Raw genomic sequence first — 16,316 nt, 5'->3', positions numbered from 1 at the left:
GCAGCGAGGTCATCAACAAACTCAGTCACGCAGGTCATGACGACGACGAGCGCAGCGAGGAGACGGCATGACCGAGTTGGCTGAACCCCTGGACCGTGGTGTCGACCGTCGGGCGTTCCTGGCCCGGACCGCCGCACTGGCCGGCGCCGCCAGCATCGGCGGCGCACTGACCCTGCCGTCCGCCGCGTCGGCGACCCCGGGTGGCGGCCCGGCACACCACCCGCACCCGGGCGGCATCCCGGGACTGGACCGGCCCGACGCGTACGTCCGACCCCGGCCGGAGGCGCTGGCCGACCCCACCGAGCTGACCATCGCCGAGGCGGCCTGGCTGATCCGGGCCGGCAAGCTCCGACCGGAGGAGCTGGTCGAGGCGTACCTCGACCGGATCGGCGGCTACGAGTCGACGTACCAGGCGTTCAACGTCGTGCTCGCGGACGCCGCGCTCGCCGCGGCCCGGACCGCCGCCCGGCGTCCCCGCTCCGGCCCGCTGCACGGCATCCCGCTGGCGATCAAGGACAACTACTGGACGGCGGGCGTGCCGACCACCGCCAACTCCTACCTGTTCCGCGACTTCGTGCCGCCGTACGACGCGACGGCGGTGGCCCGGCTCAAGGCGGCCGGGGCGATCGTGCTGGGCAAGACCCAGATGGGGCCGCTGGCCACCACCCGGGCCACCACGCCGGACGGGGTGGTCACCACGGTGAACGCCTGGACGCCGACGAACCCGGGCACCGACCCCGGCGGCTCGTCCACCGGCACCGCCACCGCGGTCGCCGGTCGACTCGCCACCGCCGGCACCGGCACCCAGACCGGCGGCTCGATCACCGCACCCTCGAACGCGCAGAACCTGACCGGGCTCAAGCCGACCATGGGCCGGGTCTCGCTGCACGGCATCATCCCGCTCAGCTACACCCGGGACCATCCGGGACCGCTGGCCCGAGACGCCAGGGACGCGGCGATCATGTTGACCGCGATGGCCGGCGAGGACCCGGCCGATCCGCGCAGCCAAGGCCTGCCGCCGGTGCCGCACCTGATCGACGCGGCCACCCCGGTGTACGCCGGCAAGCGCGTCAAGCTGCGCTGGAAGACCCGGATCGGGGTGCTGCCCGGATACGCCGACGGCAGCTCGGCGAGCGCCCTGGCCCGGCGGGCGTTCCTCGCCGAACTGGCGGCGATGCCGAACGCGACCGTGGTCGACGTGCCGCTGCCGGAGGACTGGGACCTGCTCGGCGGCAACACCTTCAACAACGTACGGCTGCCGGAGCGGACCGAGCCGTTCCTGCCGTACCTGCGGACCGACCTGCGCGGCTTCGGGGTGTCGGTGACCAGTTGGCTGCAGGGCGCGCTGATGGGCGGACCGGAGTTCATCACCGGGCAGCGGGCCAAGCTGCTCTTCCTGGAACGGGTCCTCGACCAGCTCTTCGACGCCTGTGACGTGGTGGTGCAGACCGGCCCGGTGCCGTTCGACATCCTCGGCCTGCCGGAGATCGGCTTCCCGATCGGGTTCACCGCCGCCGGGGTGCCGATCGGCACGATCCTCGGCGGTCTGCCGTACGGCGAGGACCGGTTGTTGTCGGTGATGGCCGCGTACCAGGCGGTGACGGACTGGCACCGGCGGCGGCCGCCGAACCCGCCGGCCGTGGCGGCGGACGCCCGGGCCGCCCGCGGCACGATGCGGGCGACCGCACCCGACCCGGGACGGGGCCGGCTCACCGCCGAGCAGGTCGCCGAACTGACCGAGTAGGAGTGTGTACCCGGCCGGCGGTGGGTCGGAGGGCCCCGCCTACCGCCGGCCCACGCCGGTCCGGGTCGCCTGGCGCGTTCCGTCAGCCGAGCCGGCCGACGATCGCCGCCAGGTCCTCCGGCCTGGACAGGAACGGTGCGTGCGAGGAGTCCAGCGTCACGACCGTGGTGGGATTCTCCGGGAAGGCGGCGTCGGCCTCTGCGACGAGAACCCGCTGGAGGGCCGGGCGGATCGCCATGTCCCGGGTGCAGACGACGTACGTGCGGGGAACGGAGCCCCAGCCGTCGCGGGTCAGCCGGGTGGTGTCGCCCATCATGCTGGCGGGGGCGTCCGGGGTCAGCAGGGCCAGGGCGGCGTCGGCGACGACCGGGGCGACGTCGCCGTAGAACGCGGCGCGGAGCTGCCGACGATAGGCGGGGTCGTTCGAGGCAAGGTCGAGCCGCAACGCCCCGGTCACGGCGGGATCACCTCGCAGGGCGGGCAGGACCAGCGCGTCCGCGTTCTCCGGCAGCGCGAAGTACCGGTCGGCCGCCCGGTCCGAGGCGGGCATGATCGCGGCGAGGTACACCGCGTGCGCGACCAGCTCGGGAACCTGCTGCGCCGCCCGGGTGAGGACGACACCGCCCATGCTGTGTGCCACCACGGTGACCCGGCCACCCCGACCGAGCATTCTGATCTGGGAGATCAGCAGCTCGGCGGCCTGGTCGAGGTCCACGTCCGCCACCGGCGAGACCTCGGTGGCCAGCTCCTCCGGGTCGAAGGGGCGCACGGTCAGACACTCGGGCCGACGGGCCCGCAACCCGTGCCCGGCCATGTCGACCGCCAGCGTCGGGCGGCCGTACCGCACGAGGTGGGCAATGACCTCGGTCCAGCACCAGGCACCGTGCCAGGAGCCGTGCAGGAACAGGATCGGGGTCGGGTGGGCAGACATGCCGCTCCTTCCGGTGGGTTGCGGGCTCCGGCACCTGGACGGTGTGCATTCCGCCGTCGTACCCGACCGCGCGCAACACGCGCCTCCTCCCGGGCCCAACCACCCGATGATACTGATCCATACCAATGGAAGGCCGCCTTGACGTCCATCGATATCGGTCATACCGTCGCCGGGGGTCCGACGGACCGGCGGAGGGACGGGGCGATGCGTGCGCGTGCCTGGGCGGCGACGGTGCTGGCCGTCGTACTGGTCAGCGGCGGTGGGTGTGAGACGGAGCCGGTGGCCGCGCCTCCCACCGGGACCAGCGGCGACGGCCCGGCCATCTACCTCGACCGGTCATACTCGGCCCGGGAGCGGGCGGTCGACCTGGTCTCCCGGATGACGCTTGAGGAGAAGGCCACCCAGCTGGTCAGCAGCCAGTCGGTGGCGATCCCCCGGCTCGGCGTCGAGGCGTACGGCTGGTGGAACGAGGCGGCACACGGGGTGGCCCGGGAGGGGACGCTGCACAACGCCAACCCGCCGATCCTGACCAACACCACGTCGTACCCGGTAAACCTGTCGCTCGGCGCCACCTGGAACCCGGACCTCGTCTACCGGGAGGCGACGGCCATCTCCGACGAGGCCCGGGAGGTGGTCCGGGACAACCGCCTCGACCTGAACTTCTACTCGCCCACCATCAACCTGGCCCGCGACCCGCGCTGGGGCCGCAACGACGAGGCGTTCAGCGAGGATCCGCTGCTCACCGCCGCGCTGGCGGCGCAGTTCGTGAACGGGATGGAGGGCAAGGACCGGACCGGCCGGCTCCTGCCGGAAGGTGGTGGTTATCTGAAGACCAGCACCACCCTCAAGCACTACGCGGCGAACAACAGTGAGTTCGACCGGCTGACCGGCACCGCCGACATGGACGACCGGACCCTGCGCGAGTACTACACCGCCCAGTTCCGGGAGGTGGTCGAACGCAGTTCGCCGGCCTCCATCATGACCTCGTACAACCGGGTCAACGGGTGGCCGACCACCGCCAGCGGCTACCTGATGACCGAACTGGCCCGGCAGACGTTCGGCTTCACCGGCTTCTTCACCTCCGACTGCGACTCGATCCGGGAGATCCAGCACGGCCACCACTGGCAGCCGCCCGGCCGTCCGGCCCCGCTGGACCACATCGAACGGCACGCGTACGCGAACTCCGCCGGGTTGGACCTGAACTGTCAGCAGGGCTACCACGACCAGTGGAGCTACGCGAACACCATCCCCACCGCGATCGCGCGTGGCATCACCACCCCGACCGGCCGCTACACCGAGGCGGACGTCGACAACGCCCTGGTCCGGCTGCTGACCACCCGGATCCGGTTGGGCGAGTTCGACCCGGCCGAGCAGGTGCCGTGGGTGACCACGGCCCGCGCCCGGGTGCCGCACGCCAGTTGGACGAACTCGGACGCCAACCGGGCGGTGACCCAGACCCGGCAGCGGCTGGCCCTGGCCCGGGAGGTCGCCGGGGAGAGCATCGTGCTGCTGAGGAACGAGCCGGCCCGCTCCGGCCGCGCCGGCCCCGGAGCCCTGCTGCCGTTGCGGGTGCCGGCGTCCGGGGCGTACCGGGTGGCGGTGGTCGGGCACTACGCCAACCCGCCCAGCATGTACCTCGGCGGCTACTCCAGCATCCAGGCCAGTGCCGGTCAGGCCAATCAGGTCAACGGCTTCCAGGGCATCCGGGCGGCGGTCCGGGCGGTGAACCCGGACGCGGTCGTCGACTTCCTGCCCGGGGTCACCCCCGGCACGCTCGCCGAGGTCGACCCGGCGTCGGTCGAGGCGGCCGCCGGCTACGACGCGGTGATCGTCTACGCCGGTACGGACGAACGGCACGCCCGGGAGGACGTGGACCGGGGCACGCTGGCCCTGCCGGGCGCCCAGGCGGAGCTGATCCGACAGGTGGCGGCCCGGAACCACAACACGGTCGTCTACCTGGAGACCGCCGGACAGGTCGACGTCGAGGGGTTCGCGGCCGAGGTGCCGGCAATCCTGTGGAGTTCGTACAACGGGCAGCGCAAGGGCGAGGCGCTCGCCGACGTCCTACTCGGAAACCGCAACCCGAGCGGCCGGCTGCCGTTCACCTGGTACCGGGACGCGGGGCAACTGCCGGCGATCGACGACTACCGGATCCGGGCCGCCGCCGACGGGTCACACCCGGGGCGGACGTACCTGTACTTCGGCGGCGGGGTGTCGTACCCGTTCGGTCACGGTCTCGGCTACTCCCGCTTCGACTACTCCCGGCCGCGGGTCGACCGCCGGTCCGTGGACGCCAACGGCACACTGCGGGTCAGCGTCGACGTCACCAACACCGGGCGGGTGCCGGGTGCCGAGGTGGTCCAGCTCTACCTGGGTACGCCGTCGGCGCCGGCCGCGTCGGAACGCCCCGGCGAGCGGCTGCGCGGCTTCGAGAAGATCTCGCTGCGGCCGAGGCAGACCCGGCGGGTCACCTTCAGCGTCAAGGTGCCCGACCTCGCCTTCTTCGAGGAGGGACAGGGCCGGTACGTGGTCGACCCGGGGACGTACACGGTCCGGGTCGGCGGCTCGGCCGCGGAGAGCGACCCGCGCCGGCAGGCCCGGGTGACGGTCCGGGGCGGTCTGCGTCCGACGCTGTCGGTGGTCACCGTCGACGCGCCGGCCCTGTCGGCCCCGGGGACCGTGGTTTCACCCGAGCTGACGATCGCGCTCAGCGACGACCGCCGGTACGGCCACCGGACCGAGGGCGCCAGCACCCCGTTGCCGGCCGGCGCCACGGTCCGGTACCACAGCAACCGTCCGGAGGTGGTGGCGGTGGACCCGGCCGGGGTGATCCGTACCCGGGCGACCGGCGTCGCCACCGTCACCGCGACCGTCAGTTTCCAGGGCGTGACCCGGTCGACAGAGTTCGTGGTAGGGGTGCGCTGACGTCGACGGACGACGCCGTCACCACAGAGGACACATCGACATTGTCACCGCCTTAACAACTTTTCGACGGGCAGCTTGCATTCACCGCCGTCAACTGTGAACATGCCCGCATGCACGGGGTGGAAAATGATCTAGAAGAGTGGGAACGACGCCAACGGGCCCGATTCACCGAGGCCCAGGACGCGCTCGCGAGATGGCGGGCGAGAATGCATTCCAAGATCGAGGAAATCGAGGGAAGGGAAGCGGCAAGAACGGTTCCGGACCGCGACGAGATACCCGAGGACGCACCGCCGGCCTACCGACGGGTGCAGGAAAAGATCGACCGCGGCGAACTGGACTGGTCGGTTGTCCTCACCGGAGAAACCGAAGACGACGACGCCCGCGCCGTGCACCTGTGGATGGAGCCACGGCTGCGACAGGTACGCGAGGTGTTCGCGCTGGCCGCCGAGGGCCTTCCGATCGACGAGGCTGTCGCCCGTGCCGCGCCCGACCCGACCCGACGGGACGGTCAGCGATGACCGTCCTCGTCGAGACCAGCTACCTGCGCGGCTACGCGGCGCAGATCGAAGGCAACCATGGCGGCGCCCTCGCCACGATGGAACGCTACTGCGCCGAACACTGCACCCGTACCGACGGGCTGAACGGTCTGCTCCTGGGCACCCGCAACGCGGTGGGGATCCAGGCCTGGTCGTACGCCGGCATCTTCGAGGGAGCCCGACGCGAGCTCCTGCGGACCGCCGTCGACCTGAGGTTCGCCGCCGACAGCTACGACCGTTCCGACGCCGCCTCGGCGGAGCGGATCTGGGTCAGCGGTCGGGCCGGTCAGCAGGCGGGCGCATACCGCGAGCAGGATGTGCGGACTGTTGGAGCCGGTTTCTCCGCAGGGGCGAGCGTCAACCTCGCCGTGCCGCGCCAGCGCAACGAGACGGAGGATGTCCGCCAGTCGATCGACGACCTGCTCCAAGGCGTCAACGGTCTGATCCAGCGGTTCACCGGGTTCGACCTGCTGGGAACGGCGATGCCACTCGTGCTCGGCGACTGGGGCACCATCCGGTCGATCGCCGATGCCTACGGCGAACTCGAGGGCGGCTTCAAGGAGGTCAGCCAGGACCTCGCCGACGGCATGAACGTGCTGTCGGGTCACTGGGACAGCGGTCCGGGCGGTGCCGCCGCGGCCTTCGACTACCACATCCGCAAACGGTGGGTGCCGGCCCTGGACGCGGCGGCCCGGATGGCGAACGCCTCGGAACAGAACTTCCAGCTGCTGGCGCAGATGTACGAGTATGCGCTCACCGCACTGCTGGCCGTGGTCAACTTCTACGGCCTGCGAATCAAGCGGGCGCTACAGGCGCTGCGTACCGTCACATCGTTCCGGAAATACCTGTTCGAACTCTATGAACTGGTCACCGACCTCTACACCCTGATCACCGATCTGACCGACGTGGTCATCGAGCAGACCCTGATGTTCAAGGAGGGGGTCGAACAGATCGTCGCCATCGGACGGCAGATCGTCGATTTCATCCAGGACGACTTCGAAGTCTTCCGGTCGGCGTGAGGGAGGTCAGGACATGAAGGTCATCGGACCGGACGGCCGCGAGTGGAAAGTCTTCCGACGTCGGGTGGCATGGCGCCCACACGGCTCGGACACGATGCGCTCGCTCTACAGCTTCTCTCTCTCCGGATTCGGGGATCCGATCACCAACTTCGTCCGGATGCTGGCGGTGCTGCTGGCCCTGCCGTTCTTGCTGGTCTTTCTGGTCGACTCGGTGGTGATGCTGCTGGTCACCCCGTTCGCCCACCTAGCCCGGCGCAGCGGCAGCCGCCCGTGGCCGGTGGTGGCCCGCAGCTGGAAGCTTCCCGAATACCGGGGCGGTGCCGACACTCCGGCCGCCGCCGACCACCTGGTCTTCCGGGTCCGGGAGGAGATCATCCACTACGGCGACCCGAGGTCGCTCACCCCGCCACCCGGCCGGGAGGTGAATCTCTCGACCGAGCCGGAGAACAATCTTCCCGGTTGGGCCCGCGCCTCCCAGGAGGCGCTCGGACGGTTGGTCGACCCCCAGCGTCCACCGCCGTCCCAGCCCGCCTATCCACCACCGCCGAACCATCCCGGCTATCCACCGCCGCCTCACGCTGGCTACCCACCGCCGCACCATCCTGGCTACGCGCCGCCACCGCATGACCAGCAGTACGGCGACCGTTGACGTCGGCTGCGCCGACCCGTCCGCCGGTGACCGTCACCGGCGGACGGGCCCGCTCGTTGCACGTCCCACATCAGGTCGATCCCGCAGACCGAACGGCCGAGGTTGCTCCAGCCGAAGTGCGGAGATGGCCACAGCCCCGGTCGTCCGGGGTCGACGCCGATCGCCAGCGGCCAGGGAGGCGAGGACCCGGGATGACCTACGAGGACGTACGGAGCGCCGACCTGCCCGCGGCCGACCGGTTCGCCTGTCCAGCTCGGCGGCGTCACCGTGTCGAGGTTGACCTACTCCGCCCTCCGCTACTTCCGGAACCGGAGGATGATCCGGCAGGCCGATCCCGAGCACCTCGTGCTGGGACTCGCCCTGTCCGGGCGGCTCGGCATGACGGTCGACCGGACCGAGCAGGTGGCGGAACCGGGGACGATTCTGCTCTACGACACGTCCCAGCCGGTCCACGGCTGGACGGCGGGGGCACCCGACGGGCCTGCCACCCAACTACTGGTACAGCTACCCCGGACACTGCTGCCGTTGCGTACCCACGAGATCAATCGGCTGGTCGGAACCCCGCTGCCCGACCGGGAGAGCATCGGCGCCCTCACCGGCGGTTACCTGGCCGGGCTCGTCGCACACGCGGAGCGGTACCGCCCGACGGACGCCGCCCGGCTCCGCACGGTGACCCTGGACCTGCTCACCGCCCTGTTCGCCCACCATCTCGACACCGGCACCGCCGTACCGTCGGAGACACGTCACGAGGTCCTGCAGGTCCGGATCCACGAGTTCGTCGAACGTCGGCTCGGCGATCCGGGACTTTCGCCGGCCATGTTCGCCGCCGCCCACCACATCTCCCTGCGTCAGTTGTACAAACTCTTTCACCAGCAGGGACTGACCGTCGCCGGCTGGATCCGGCAGCGTCGGCTGGAGGACTGCCGGGATGCGCTCGCCGACCCCGCACAGCGGTCCCGACCGGCGCACGTCATCGCCCGACGGTACGGCTTCACCAGTTACGCCCACTTCAGCCGACTCTTCACCGCCCGGTACGGCCACTCGCCGAGCGATTACCGGCGGACCATGTCGACGGAGGCCGCTGCCGGGGCGGAGCGCGCCGGAGGGTCGGCGGACACGGCGGTGCACGGATCGTCATGACCATGCGTCGCGGGTCAACGATTCGTCGACTCCCGGGCGGCCATGCTGGCCCGGGGCAAGGCAGGCCCGCGCATCCGTACCGGAGCGGGCCGTGGACCGGGCGGATGATCCCATCCATCCGCCCGGTTCGGGTCACGGATGCCTCCCGTCACGGTGATAAGCGGAGCGGAGCACCGCGACGGGCCCGGACCTGTCGAGGAAGGTTCAGGGTCCGGTCCGGGTGGTGCGGGCAGAAGCTCCCGGCCGGACCCGGACCGGGACCGGGACCGGCCGGAGGGTGCCGCCCGCCCGCTGGGACGGGTCGCGACCCCGAGCCGACGACGTACGGGCCCGGCTGGGCGCGGCGGCCGGGCCGGCGACCCGGCTCGCGGCGGTCTGCACCGGCGCCTTCGTGCTGGCCCGGACCGGCTGGCTCGCCGGCCATCCGGCGACCACCCACTGGCGGCACGCGGACCGGCTGCGGGCGGAGTTTCCCGAGATCGAGGTACGGCCGGACGAGATCCACGTCCGCAGCGGACGGTTCGCCACCAGTGCCGGGGTCACCGCCGGCATCGACCTCGCGCTCGCCCTGGTCGAGGAGGACCACGGTCCCGACCTGGCCCGGGAGGTGGCCCGGGAACTCGTGGTCTTCATGCAACGGCCGGGCGGACAGTCCCAGTTCTCCGTACGGCAGGATCTGCCACCGAGCCGTGACCTGCGGCTGCGCCGGGTCGTCGACCGGATCACCGCCGACCCGGCCCGGGCGTACCCAATCGAGGAGATGGCGCGCGACGCGACGGTGACCCCACGTCACCTGCGCCGACTGTTCCAGCAGGAGTTCGGGTTCACCCCGGCGCGCTACCTGGAGCTGGCCCGGGTGGAGGCGGCCCGGGCGCTGCTGGAGCGGGGCGGCACGGTGACCGAAGTGGCCCGGCACAGCGGTTTCGGCAGCGACGAGACGCTACGACGGATCTTCACCGCGTCGTACGGCGTCCCGCCGTCGGTCTACCAGCGCCGGTTCCGGACCACGACCGCCGCTGCCCGGTAACCCCCGGGCCGCCCGGTCAGCGGGCCAGCAGGGCGCGCAGTTCCGCGACCACCTCGGCGGGCGCCTCCTCGGCCATGAAGTGGCCGCAGGAGACGGTCCGGTGTTCGAGGTCCGCCGCCCACGCCCGCCACAGTCCGACCGCGTCGTAGCCGAGCGCGCCGCCCCAGTCCTGCTGCAGCACGGTCACCGGCATCTCCAGCCGGTTCCCGGCCGCCCGGTCGACCTGGTCGTGGGTCACGTCGATGCCGGCGGAGGCCCGGTAGTCGGCGACGATCGACGGCACCGCCGCCCGGGATGCCCGCAGGTACGCGGCCCGGACGTCGGCGGGGATCGCCTCTGGGTTTCGGGTCCAGACGTCGAGGAAGTGGCCGAAGAAGGCGTCCGCGCTGCCGCTGATCATCTGCTCCGGCAGGCCGGGCGGCTGGGCCATCAGGTAGAGGTGGAAGCCGACGGCCGCGGTGGTGCCGTGCAGCACGTCCCACATGTCCAGGGTCGGCAGCACGTCGAGGCTGGCCAGGTGGGTGATCGCGGCCGGGTGGTCGAGGCCGGCCCGGATCGCGACCAGGGCACCCCGGTCGTGCCCGGCCAGGGCGAACCGCTCGTGGCCGAGCGCCGCCGCCAGCGCCACGACGTCGGCGGCCATGGTCCGCTTGGCGTACGCGGTCCCGTCCGGGTCGGCGGGCTTGTCACTGGCACCGTAGCCACGCAGGTCGGGCACGATCACCGTGTGGTCGGCGGCGAGGTCGGCGGCGACGTGCCGCCACATCAGGTGGGTCTGGGGGAAGCCGTGCAGCAGCACGATCGGGCTGCCGGCGCCACCGACGGCGACGTTCAGCCGTACGCGATCGGCGACGGTGACGTGCCGGTACTCGAATCCGTTGATCCTGGGTTCCACGGACGGGCCTTCCTGTCGGGCGGACTGACCGGTTCGCGGGCGGGACGGCCCGTACCGGTCGGACGTCACCGAGCCTCTCCCCCACCGGTGAGCGGTGGATGAGCACCGGATGAGTGCACCCGAGCGGGTCGGTGGATCCGGACGGAAACGACGTGTGACGTCCGGATCCGGCCGACGAGGCGCCGACTACCGTGGGTGGCATGCAGGGGCGGGGAACGGCACCGAGGGTCACCTTCGCCGTACTCGGACCCGTGTCCGCCGCCACCGACTCCGGTTCCGTCCCGCTCGGCGGCCCCCGGCACCGCGCGGTCCTGGCCCGGCTGTTGATCGCCCGGGGGCGGGTCGTACCGGTGGACCGGCTGGTCACCGACCTGTGGGCGGAGCCGCCGGACGGCGCGGTGGCGGCGATCCGTACCTTCGTCGCCGACCTGCGCCGGGCCCTGGAACCGGACCGGCCGCCCCGGCAGCCGGCCCGGCTGCTGGTCACCGCCGCACCGGGGTACGCGGTACGGCCGGAGCCGGACGCGGTGGACGCCTGGCGCTTCGAGGCGGCGGTGGCCGGAGCCGGCCGGCTGCTCGCCGAGGGTCGGGCGGAACCGGCGCTGGAGCGGCTGACCGGGGCACTCGCCCTCTGGCAGGGTCCGGCGTACGCCGGGTACGCCGACCAGGGCTGGGCGGTCGGGGAGGTCAACCGGCTGGACGAGCTGCGGCTGCTGGCGGTGGAGCGCCGGGCCGAGGCCTTGCTGGCGCTGGGCCGGGCCGCCGAGGCCACCCCCGACCTGCGGGCCCACCTGGAGAGCCGTCCACTGCGGGAGGACGCCTGGCACCTGCTGGCCACCGCGCTCTACCGGTCGGGCCGGCAGGGTGAGGCGCTCGCCGCGCTCCGCCAGGCCCGAGAGATCCTGGTGGCGGAACTCGGCGTGGACCCGTCACCCCGGCTCCGGCAGTTGGAGGCCGACCTTCGCGCCCAGGCTCCGCACCTGACTCCCGAGCTCGGCACGCCCCCGACGGCGCAGGTGTCTGTCCCCTCAGCCGCGCCTGTCCCGTCAGCGGCAGCTGTCCCGCCGCCGGTGCCTGTCCCGCCAGTGGCAGCCGCACCGTCCGCGCTGGCACGACGGGTGCTCGTCGGCCGGGAGGCGGAACTGACCCGGCTGGTGGAGGCCGCCGACGAGGTCGTCCGGCGGCGCGAGCCGGCGCTCGTGCTGATCTCCGGGGACGCGGGCGCCGGCAAGACCGCGCTCGCCGAGGCGTTGACCGCGACGCTGGCCACCGACGGCTGGGCAACCGCCTGGGGCCGGATTCCGGAGTACGACGGCGCCCCGCCCGGCTGGCCGTGGCGGCAGATCACCGACGCACTCCCGCCCGGGGCACCGACCGCACCGGCCGTCCACCCGACCGGGCCGGGCCCGGAACCGGAGCGGCAGCCAGCGGCGGAACCGGAGCGGCAGCCGGGCCCGGATCCCGGGCTCGTCGCCGATCCGGCCGTTGCCCGGTTCCGGCTGCGCCAGTCGGTGGTGGGCCGGCTGTCGACGGTGGCCGGACACCAACCGGCGCTACTGGTCGTCGACGACCTGCACCGGGCCGACCCGGACACCCTGGACCTGCTGACCGCGCTGCTCGCCGAACCGGAACCGGTCACCGGGCCGGTACTGCTGGTCGGGACGTACCGGGCCACCGAGATCACGCCGGAGCTGACCGCGGCACTGGCCCGGTTGGCGCGTACCGAGCCGCTCCGGATCTATCTCGGCGGGCTGGTCGAGCCGGCCACCGGCGCACTCGCCGGCGCCGTCATCGGTCGGGACCTCGATCCGGCCACCGTACGGCTCGTCCAGCGGCGCAGCGGCGGAAACCCGTTCTTCGTCCGCGAACTGGCCCGGCTGCTCGCTGCCGAGGGCGCGGCGGCCCTGGAGACGGTGCCGGCAGGGGTACGCGACGTCATCCGGCACCGGTTGGGCCGACTGTCCGAGCCGGCCCGGACGGTGCTGCGGTGGGCGGCGGTACTCGGCCGGGACGTCGACCCGGAACTGCTGGCCGCACTCGCCGCCGGAGCCGGGGCGGAGGAACTGACCGAGGCACTGCTGCTGGACGCCCTGGACGAGGCGGTACGGGCCGGTTTCCTCACCGGGGAGGAGGCCGACGGCCGGCTGCGGTTCAGCCACGTCCTGGTCCGGGACACGCTCTACGCCGACCTGTCCACGCCGCGTCGGGCCCGCTGGCACACCGTCGTCGCCGAAACCCTCGAACAGTTGCGTCCGGACGACGTGGCCGCCCTGGCGCACCACTACGTCCGGGCGACGGGCCGGGCCGCGGCGGTTCGGGCCGCGTACCACGCCGGGGCCGCCGCCGCGCGGGCCGAACGCCGTACCCGGCCGCACGAGGCGGCCCGGCTGTGGCGGGACGCGGTCGCCGCGTACGACCGGTCCGGGCAGGGTGCCGCACCGGGCCGGCTGGCCGCGACGATGGGGCTCGGCCGTACCCTCGCGGTCACCGGTCGGCTCACCGAGGCCCGCCGGCACCGGGCCGAGGCGATCGCCCTCGCCGAACGGCTCGACGACGCCGCGCTCACCGCGGAGGTGCTCGCCGCGTTCGAGGTGCCGGCGAGCTGGACCCGCAACGACGACGAGCGGCTCTCGGCGCGGATCGTCCGGCTCGCCGAACGGGCGCTGGGCACGCTTCCGGACGGGTACGTGGCGCAACGCAGCCGGCTGCTGAGCACCCTGGCGCTGGAACTGCGGGGCACGACCGGCGACCGGGGACGCCGGGCGGCGTACCAGGCGGAGGAGTCCGCCCGGCGGGCCGGCGACCCGGAGCTGCTGGCCTTCGCGCTCAACGCCCGGTTCATGCACAGTTTCGCGCGGACCGGCCTCGCCGCCGACCGGGCCGCGATCGGCGCCGAACTGGTCGAGGTCGCCGCCCGGCACGGGCTGGTCACCTTCGAGGTCCTCGGTCACCTCGTCGGCGTGCAGGCGTACGCCGCACTCGCCGACTTCGGTCCGGCCGACGCACACGCGGCCGCCGCCGACCGGCTCGCCGCCCGCTACGACCTGCCGCTGGTCGGCGTCCTGACCCGCTGGTACGGGGGCCTTCGGTTGGCCGTCGCCGGCCGGGTCGGCGAGGCGGAGGCGACCTACCGGGCGGTGGCCGCCGCCCAGGCGACGAGCGGGATGCCGGGCATGTCCCGGGGCCTGCTGCCGCTGGCGCTGCTCTCCCTCCGGCTGTCAGGGCACGACCTGCCGCAGGACCGGCCGCCGACGCTGCCGGAGGACGCGGACTGGGGTCCGGAGGAGCCGTGGGTACGACCGTCGCTGCTGCTCGCCGCCGGTCGACGTACCGAGGCGGCCGACGCGCTGCGGTCGCTGCCGGAATCGCCACACGACCTGCTCCGGGAGGCGCGGCTCGTGCTCGCCCTCCGGACGGCGCTGACCCTCGACGACCACGTCGTGCTGCGACGGGTGCACACTGAACTGCTGCCGGCTGTCGACGAGCTGGCCGGGGCGGGCAGTGGGGTGTTCAGCTTCGGACCGGTGGCCGGTTATCTGGCCGGGTCGGCGGCCGCGCTGGGCCGGCCCGAGGAGGCCGCCGAGCACCGGCGCACCGCCGCCACGGTGGCCGCCCGGGCCGGCGGCAGCAACCAGCGCCGATCCGCTCAGGCCGATAGCGGCGACCAGCGCCGCTGACCCGCCCGGGGCAGCGGCGGAGGTCAGCGCCGAGCTGCCCGGGCCGGATGGGTCCGCAGCCAGTCGAGGACCTCGACGGCGTGCCGGTCGGGGGCGGGCACCGGAGAGAAGACGTGCTCGACCCGACCGTCGGCGACGATCAGGGTCGCCCGCCCGTACAGGGTGAGTCCGCCGACCTCGAAGGTCGGCAGCCGCAGTGCGTCGCGGACCGCGAACTCGGGATCGGCCAGCATCGTGAACGGCAGGCGCAGCCGCGAGACGAGTTCGGACTGGTAGTGCCGGGGTTGGGAGGAGAGTCCGTAGACCCGGGCGGCGCCGGCGGCGCGCAGTTCGTCGTGGTGGTCGCGGAACCCGCACGCCTCGGCGGTGCAGCCGCGGGCCCCGGGGATGGTGTCGTAGCCCTCCGGCAGGTCGACGCCGGGCCGGCCGGTGAGCGGGTAGACGTACAGGACGGTGCGGCCGGGACCGAACGTGGCCAGGTCGACGGTGCTGCCGTCGGTGGCGGGCAGGGTGACGGCCGGTAGTCGTACCCCGACCAGCCGGCTGATCTCCGGGCCACCGTCGCCCCGGGTCGGCGGGTCACACCGGACCGTGGGGCCGGCGGAACCCCGCTCGGTGACCGCGAACGGGGCGCTGTCCGGGATCAGCCGGCCGGCGGCCCGGGCCAGGTGGGCGGCGAGCGCGTCGCGCCGCCGGGTCAGCTGGCTGATCCGCTCGGAGAGCTGGTCGATCGCGTGCCGGTACGCGGCCAGCGACGCCGGACACTCGTCGGCCGACCCGTGCCCGCTGGCCAGACACTCGACGAACGGTCGGGTCTCCTCGACCGAGAGCCCGAGCGCGGTCAGTTCCCGGATCTCCCGCACCTGCCGGACCGCCGCCGGGTCGTAGTCCCGGTAGCCGTTCGGCGAGCGGGTCGGCACGACCAGGCCGACCCGCTCGTAGTACCGCAGCGCCCGGATCGTGACCCCGGCCTGCTCTGCCACCTCTCCCGCTCGCATGTTCCGACGGTAAACCCGTACCCGGGGGTCCGGGTCAAGCGTCGATCCGGGTCGGCGATATTGATCATCGCGGAGGCGATGCCCGCGTCGTGAGCGGAAACACGCCACCGCCCTTAATCAAACGAACTAGTCTGTTCGATTAAGGGCGGCGATCGGGAGGCGACGATGGCGACGAAGATCAGGAAGACCAACACCGAGGAACGGATCCTCGGTACGGCCGCCCGGCTGTTCTACGCCCACGGGCTGCGCGGCGTCGGTATCGACCAGGTGATCGCCGAGTCCGGGGTGGCGAAGTCGACCCTCTACGTGCACTTCCGAACCAGGGAGGAGCTGGTGGCCGCGTACCTGCGGCGCACCGACGAATCCTGGCGGGCCCAGTTGCGGGCGGCGGCGGAACGCGCCGGTGCCCGGCCGGCGGACCAGCTGGTCGGCCTCTTCGACGCCCTGCTGGACGCCTTCGACCGGCACGGGTTCTTCGGGTGCCCCTTCGTCAGCGCGGCGGTCGAGGCACCGCTCGACTCGGAGGCCCGGGCGATCACGGTCCGGCACACCGAACGCCGACAGGAGTGGCTGACCGAGCTGGCCGCCGGGGCCGGCGCCACCGAACCGGCCGCGCTCGCCCGCCGGATCGGTCTCCTGATCGACGGCGCGCTGGCCTCCGGCCGGCTGCTGCAGGACCGCAGCGTGGTCGACGAGGCCAAGGCCGCCGCCCGGTCACTGCTCGACCGGCACCTGGCCTGACAGTTTCCCGTTCACGACCGAAAGACGAGGTGGC

12 protein-coding genes and 1 pseudogene are annotated in these 16,316 nt (G+C 72.9%); 10 read left to right on the top strand and 3 right to left on the bottom strand.

The window, feature by feature from the left end; genetic code table 11:
- The first annotated feature begins 67 nt into the window (after positions 1-67).
- Positions 68-1,744, top strand: coding sequence for an amidase (locus tag ABGB21_RS31680; protein WP_347680904.1), 1,677 nt, complete (start codon positions 68-70; stop codon positions 1,742-1,744).
- Between the two features lie 82 nt (positions 1,745-1,826).
- Here the strand turns inward: ABGB21_RS31680 and ABGB21_RS31675 are convergent, their stop codons facing one another.
- Positions 1,827-2,675 (bottom strand): alpha/beta fold hydrolase, encoded by an 849-nt coding sequence (locus ABGB21_RS31675; RefSeq protein WP_347655838.1) that lies wholly within the window; start codon positions 2,673-2,675, stop codon positions 1,827-1,829.
- 204 nt (positions 2,676-2,879) lie between these two features.
- Here ABGB21_RS31675 and ABGB21_RS31670 point away from each other — a divergent pair, with 204 nt between their 5' ends.
- From ABGB21_RS31670 to ABGB21_RS31640, 7 genes and pseudogenes are all read left to right on the top strand, one after another.
- On the top strand, positions 2,880-5,600 hold the full coding sequence (locus ABGB21_RS31670) for a glycoside hydrolase family 3 C-terminal domain-containing protein (RefSeq protein ID WP_347680902.1): 2,721 nt from the start codon (positions 2,880-2,882) through the stop codon (positions 5,598-5,600).
- Between the two features lie 110 nt (positions 5,601-5,710).
- Positions 5,711-6,118 carry a hypothetical protein gene (locus ABGB21_RS31665; protein WP_347655835.1) on the top strand — a complete coding sequence of 136 codons (408 nt, stop codon included), beginning with the start codon at positions 5,711-5,713 and terminating at the stop codon, positions 6,116-6,118.
- The gene (locus ABGB21_RS31660) at positions 6,115-7,155 is read left to right on the top strand and encodes a hypothetical protein (protein ID WP_347680900.1); all 1,041 of its coding nucleotides are present in this window, start codon (positions 6,115-6,117) and stop codon (positions 7,153-7,155) included. The genes ABGB21_RS31665 and ABGB21_RS31660 overlap by 4 nt, the downstream gene beginning before the upstream one ends.
- A gap of 13 nt (positions 7,156-7,168) precedes the next feature.
- Complete coding sequence (locus tag ABGB21_RS31655; protein WP_347680898.1) at positions 7,169-7,804, top strand: hypothetical protein; 636 nt, start codon at positions 7,169-7,171, stop codon at positions 7,802-7,804.
- A 258-nt stretch (positions 7,805-8,062) separates the two neighbouring features.
- A pseudogene (locus ABGB21_RS31650) lies at positions 8,063-8,488 on the top strand (hypothetical protein); the annotation flags it as partial.
- A gap of 132 nt (positions 8,489-8,620) precedes the next feature.
- Complete coding sequence (locus ABGB21_RS31645; protein ID WP_347680915.1) at positions 8,621-8,944, top strand: helix-turn-helix domain-containing protein; 324 nt, start codon at positions 8,621-8,623, stop codon at positions 8,942-8,944.
- 223 nt (positions 8,945-9,167) lie between these two features.
- Positions 9,168-9,971 carry a helix-turn-helix domain-containing protein gene (locus tag ABGB21_RS31640; protein ID WP_347680896.1) on the top strand — a complete coding sequence of 268 codons (804 nt, stop codon included), beginning with the start codon at positions 9,168-9,170 and terminating at the stop codon, positions 9,969-9,971.
- 16 nt (positions 9,972-9,987) lie between these two features.
- On the opposite strand, the gene ABGB21_RS31635 is transcribed toward ABGB21_RS31640, so the two are convergent.
- Positions 9,988-10,866, bottom strand: coding sequence for an alpha/beta hydrolase (locus tag ABGB21_RS31635; RefSeq protein ID WP_347680894.1), 879 nt, complete (start codon positions 10,864-10,866; stop codon positions 9,988-9,990).
- 200 nt (positions 10,867-11,066) lie between these two features.
- Between ABGB21_RS31635 and ABGB21_RS31630 the strand changes: the two genes are divergently transcribed.
- Complete coding sequence (locus ABGB21_RS31630; RefSeq protein ID WP_347680892.1) at positions 11,067-14,543, top strand: BTAD domain-containing putative transcriptional regulator; 3,477 nt, start codon at positions 11,067-11,069, stop codon at positions 14,541-14,543.
- 23 nt (positions 14,544-14,566) lie between these two features.
- Here the strand turns inward: ABGB21_RS31630 and ABGB21_RS31625 are convergent, their stop codons facing one another.
- Complete coding sequence (locus ABGB21_RS31625) at positions 14,567-15,541, bottom strand: MerR family transcriptional regulator (RefSeq protein ID WP_347680890.1); 975 nt, start codon at positions 15,539-15,541, stop codon at positions 14,567-14,569.
- A gap of 165 nt (positions 15,542-15,706) precedes the next feature.
- On the opposite strand from ABGB21_RS31625, the gene ABGB21_RS31620 reads away from it, so the two are divergent.
- Complete coding sequence (locus ABGB21_RS31620) at positions 15,707-16,282, top strand: TetR/AcrR family transcriptional regulator (RefSeq protein ID WP_347680888.1); 576 nt, start codon at positions 15,707-15,709, stop codon at positions 16,280-16,282.
- The last annotated feature ends 34 nt before the right edge of the window (positions 16,283-16,316 follow it).

Origin of the sequence: Plantactinospora sp. B24E8, from assembly GCF_039871735.1 — a bacterium.
Taxonomy (GTDB): Bacteria; Actinomycetota; Actinomycetes; order Mycobacteriales; family Micromonosporaceae; genus Plantactinospora.
Note: the sequence above shows the minus strand (reverse complement) of the source record. Positions and strands in the feature narration are given on the sequence as shown.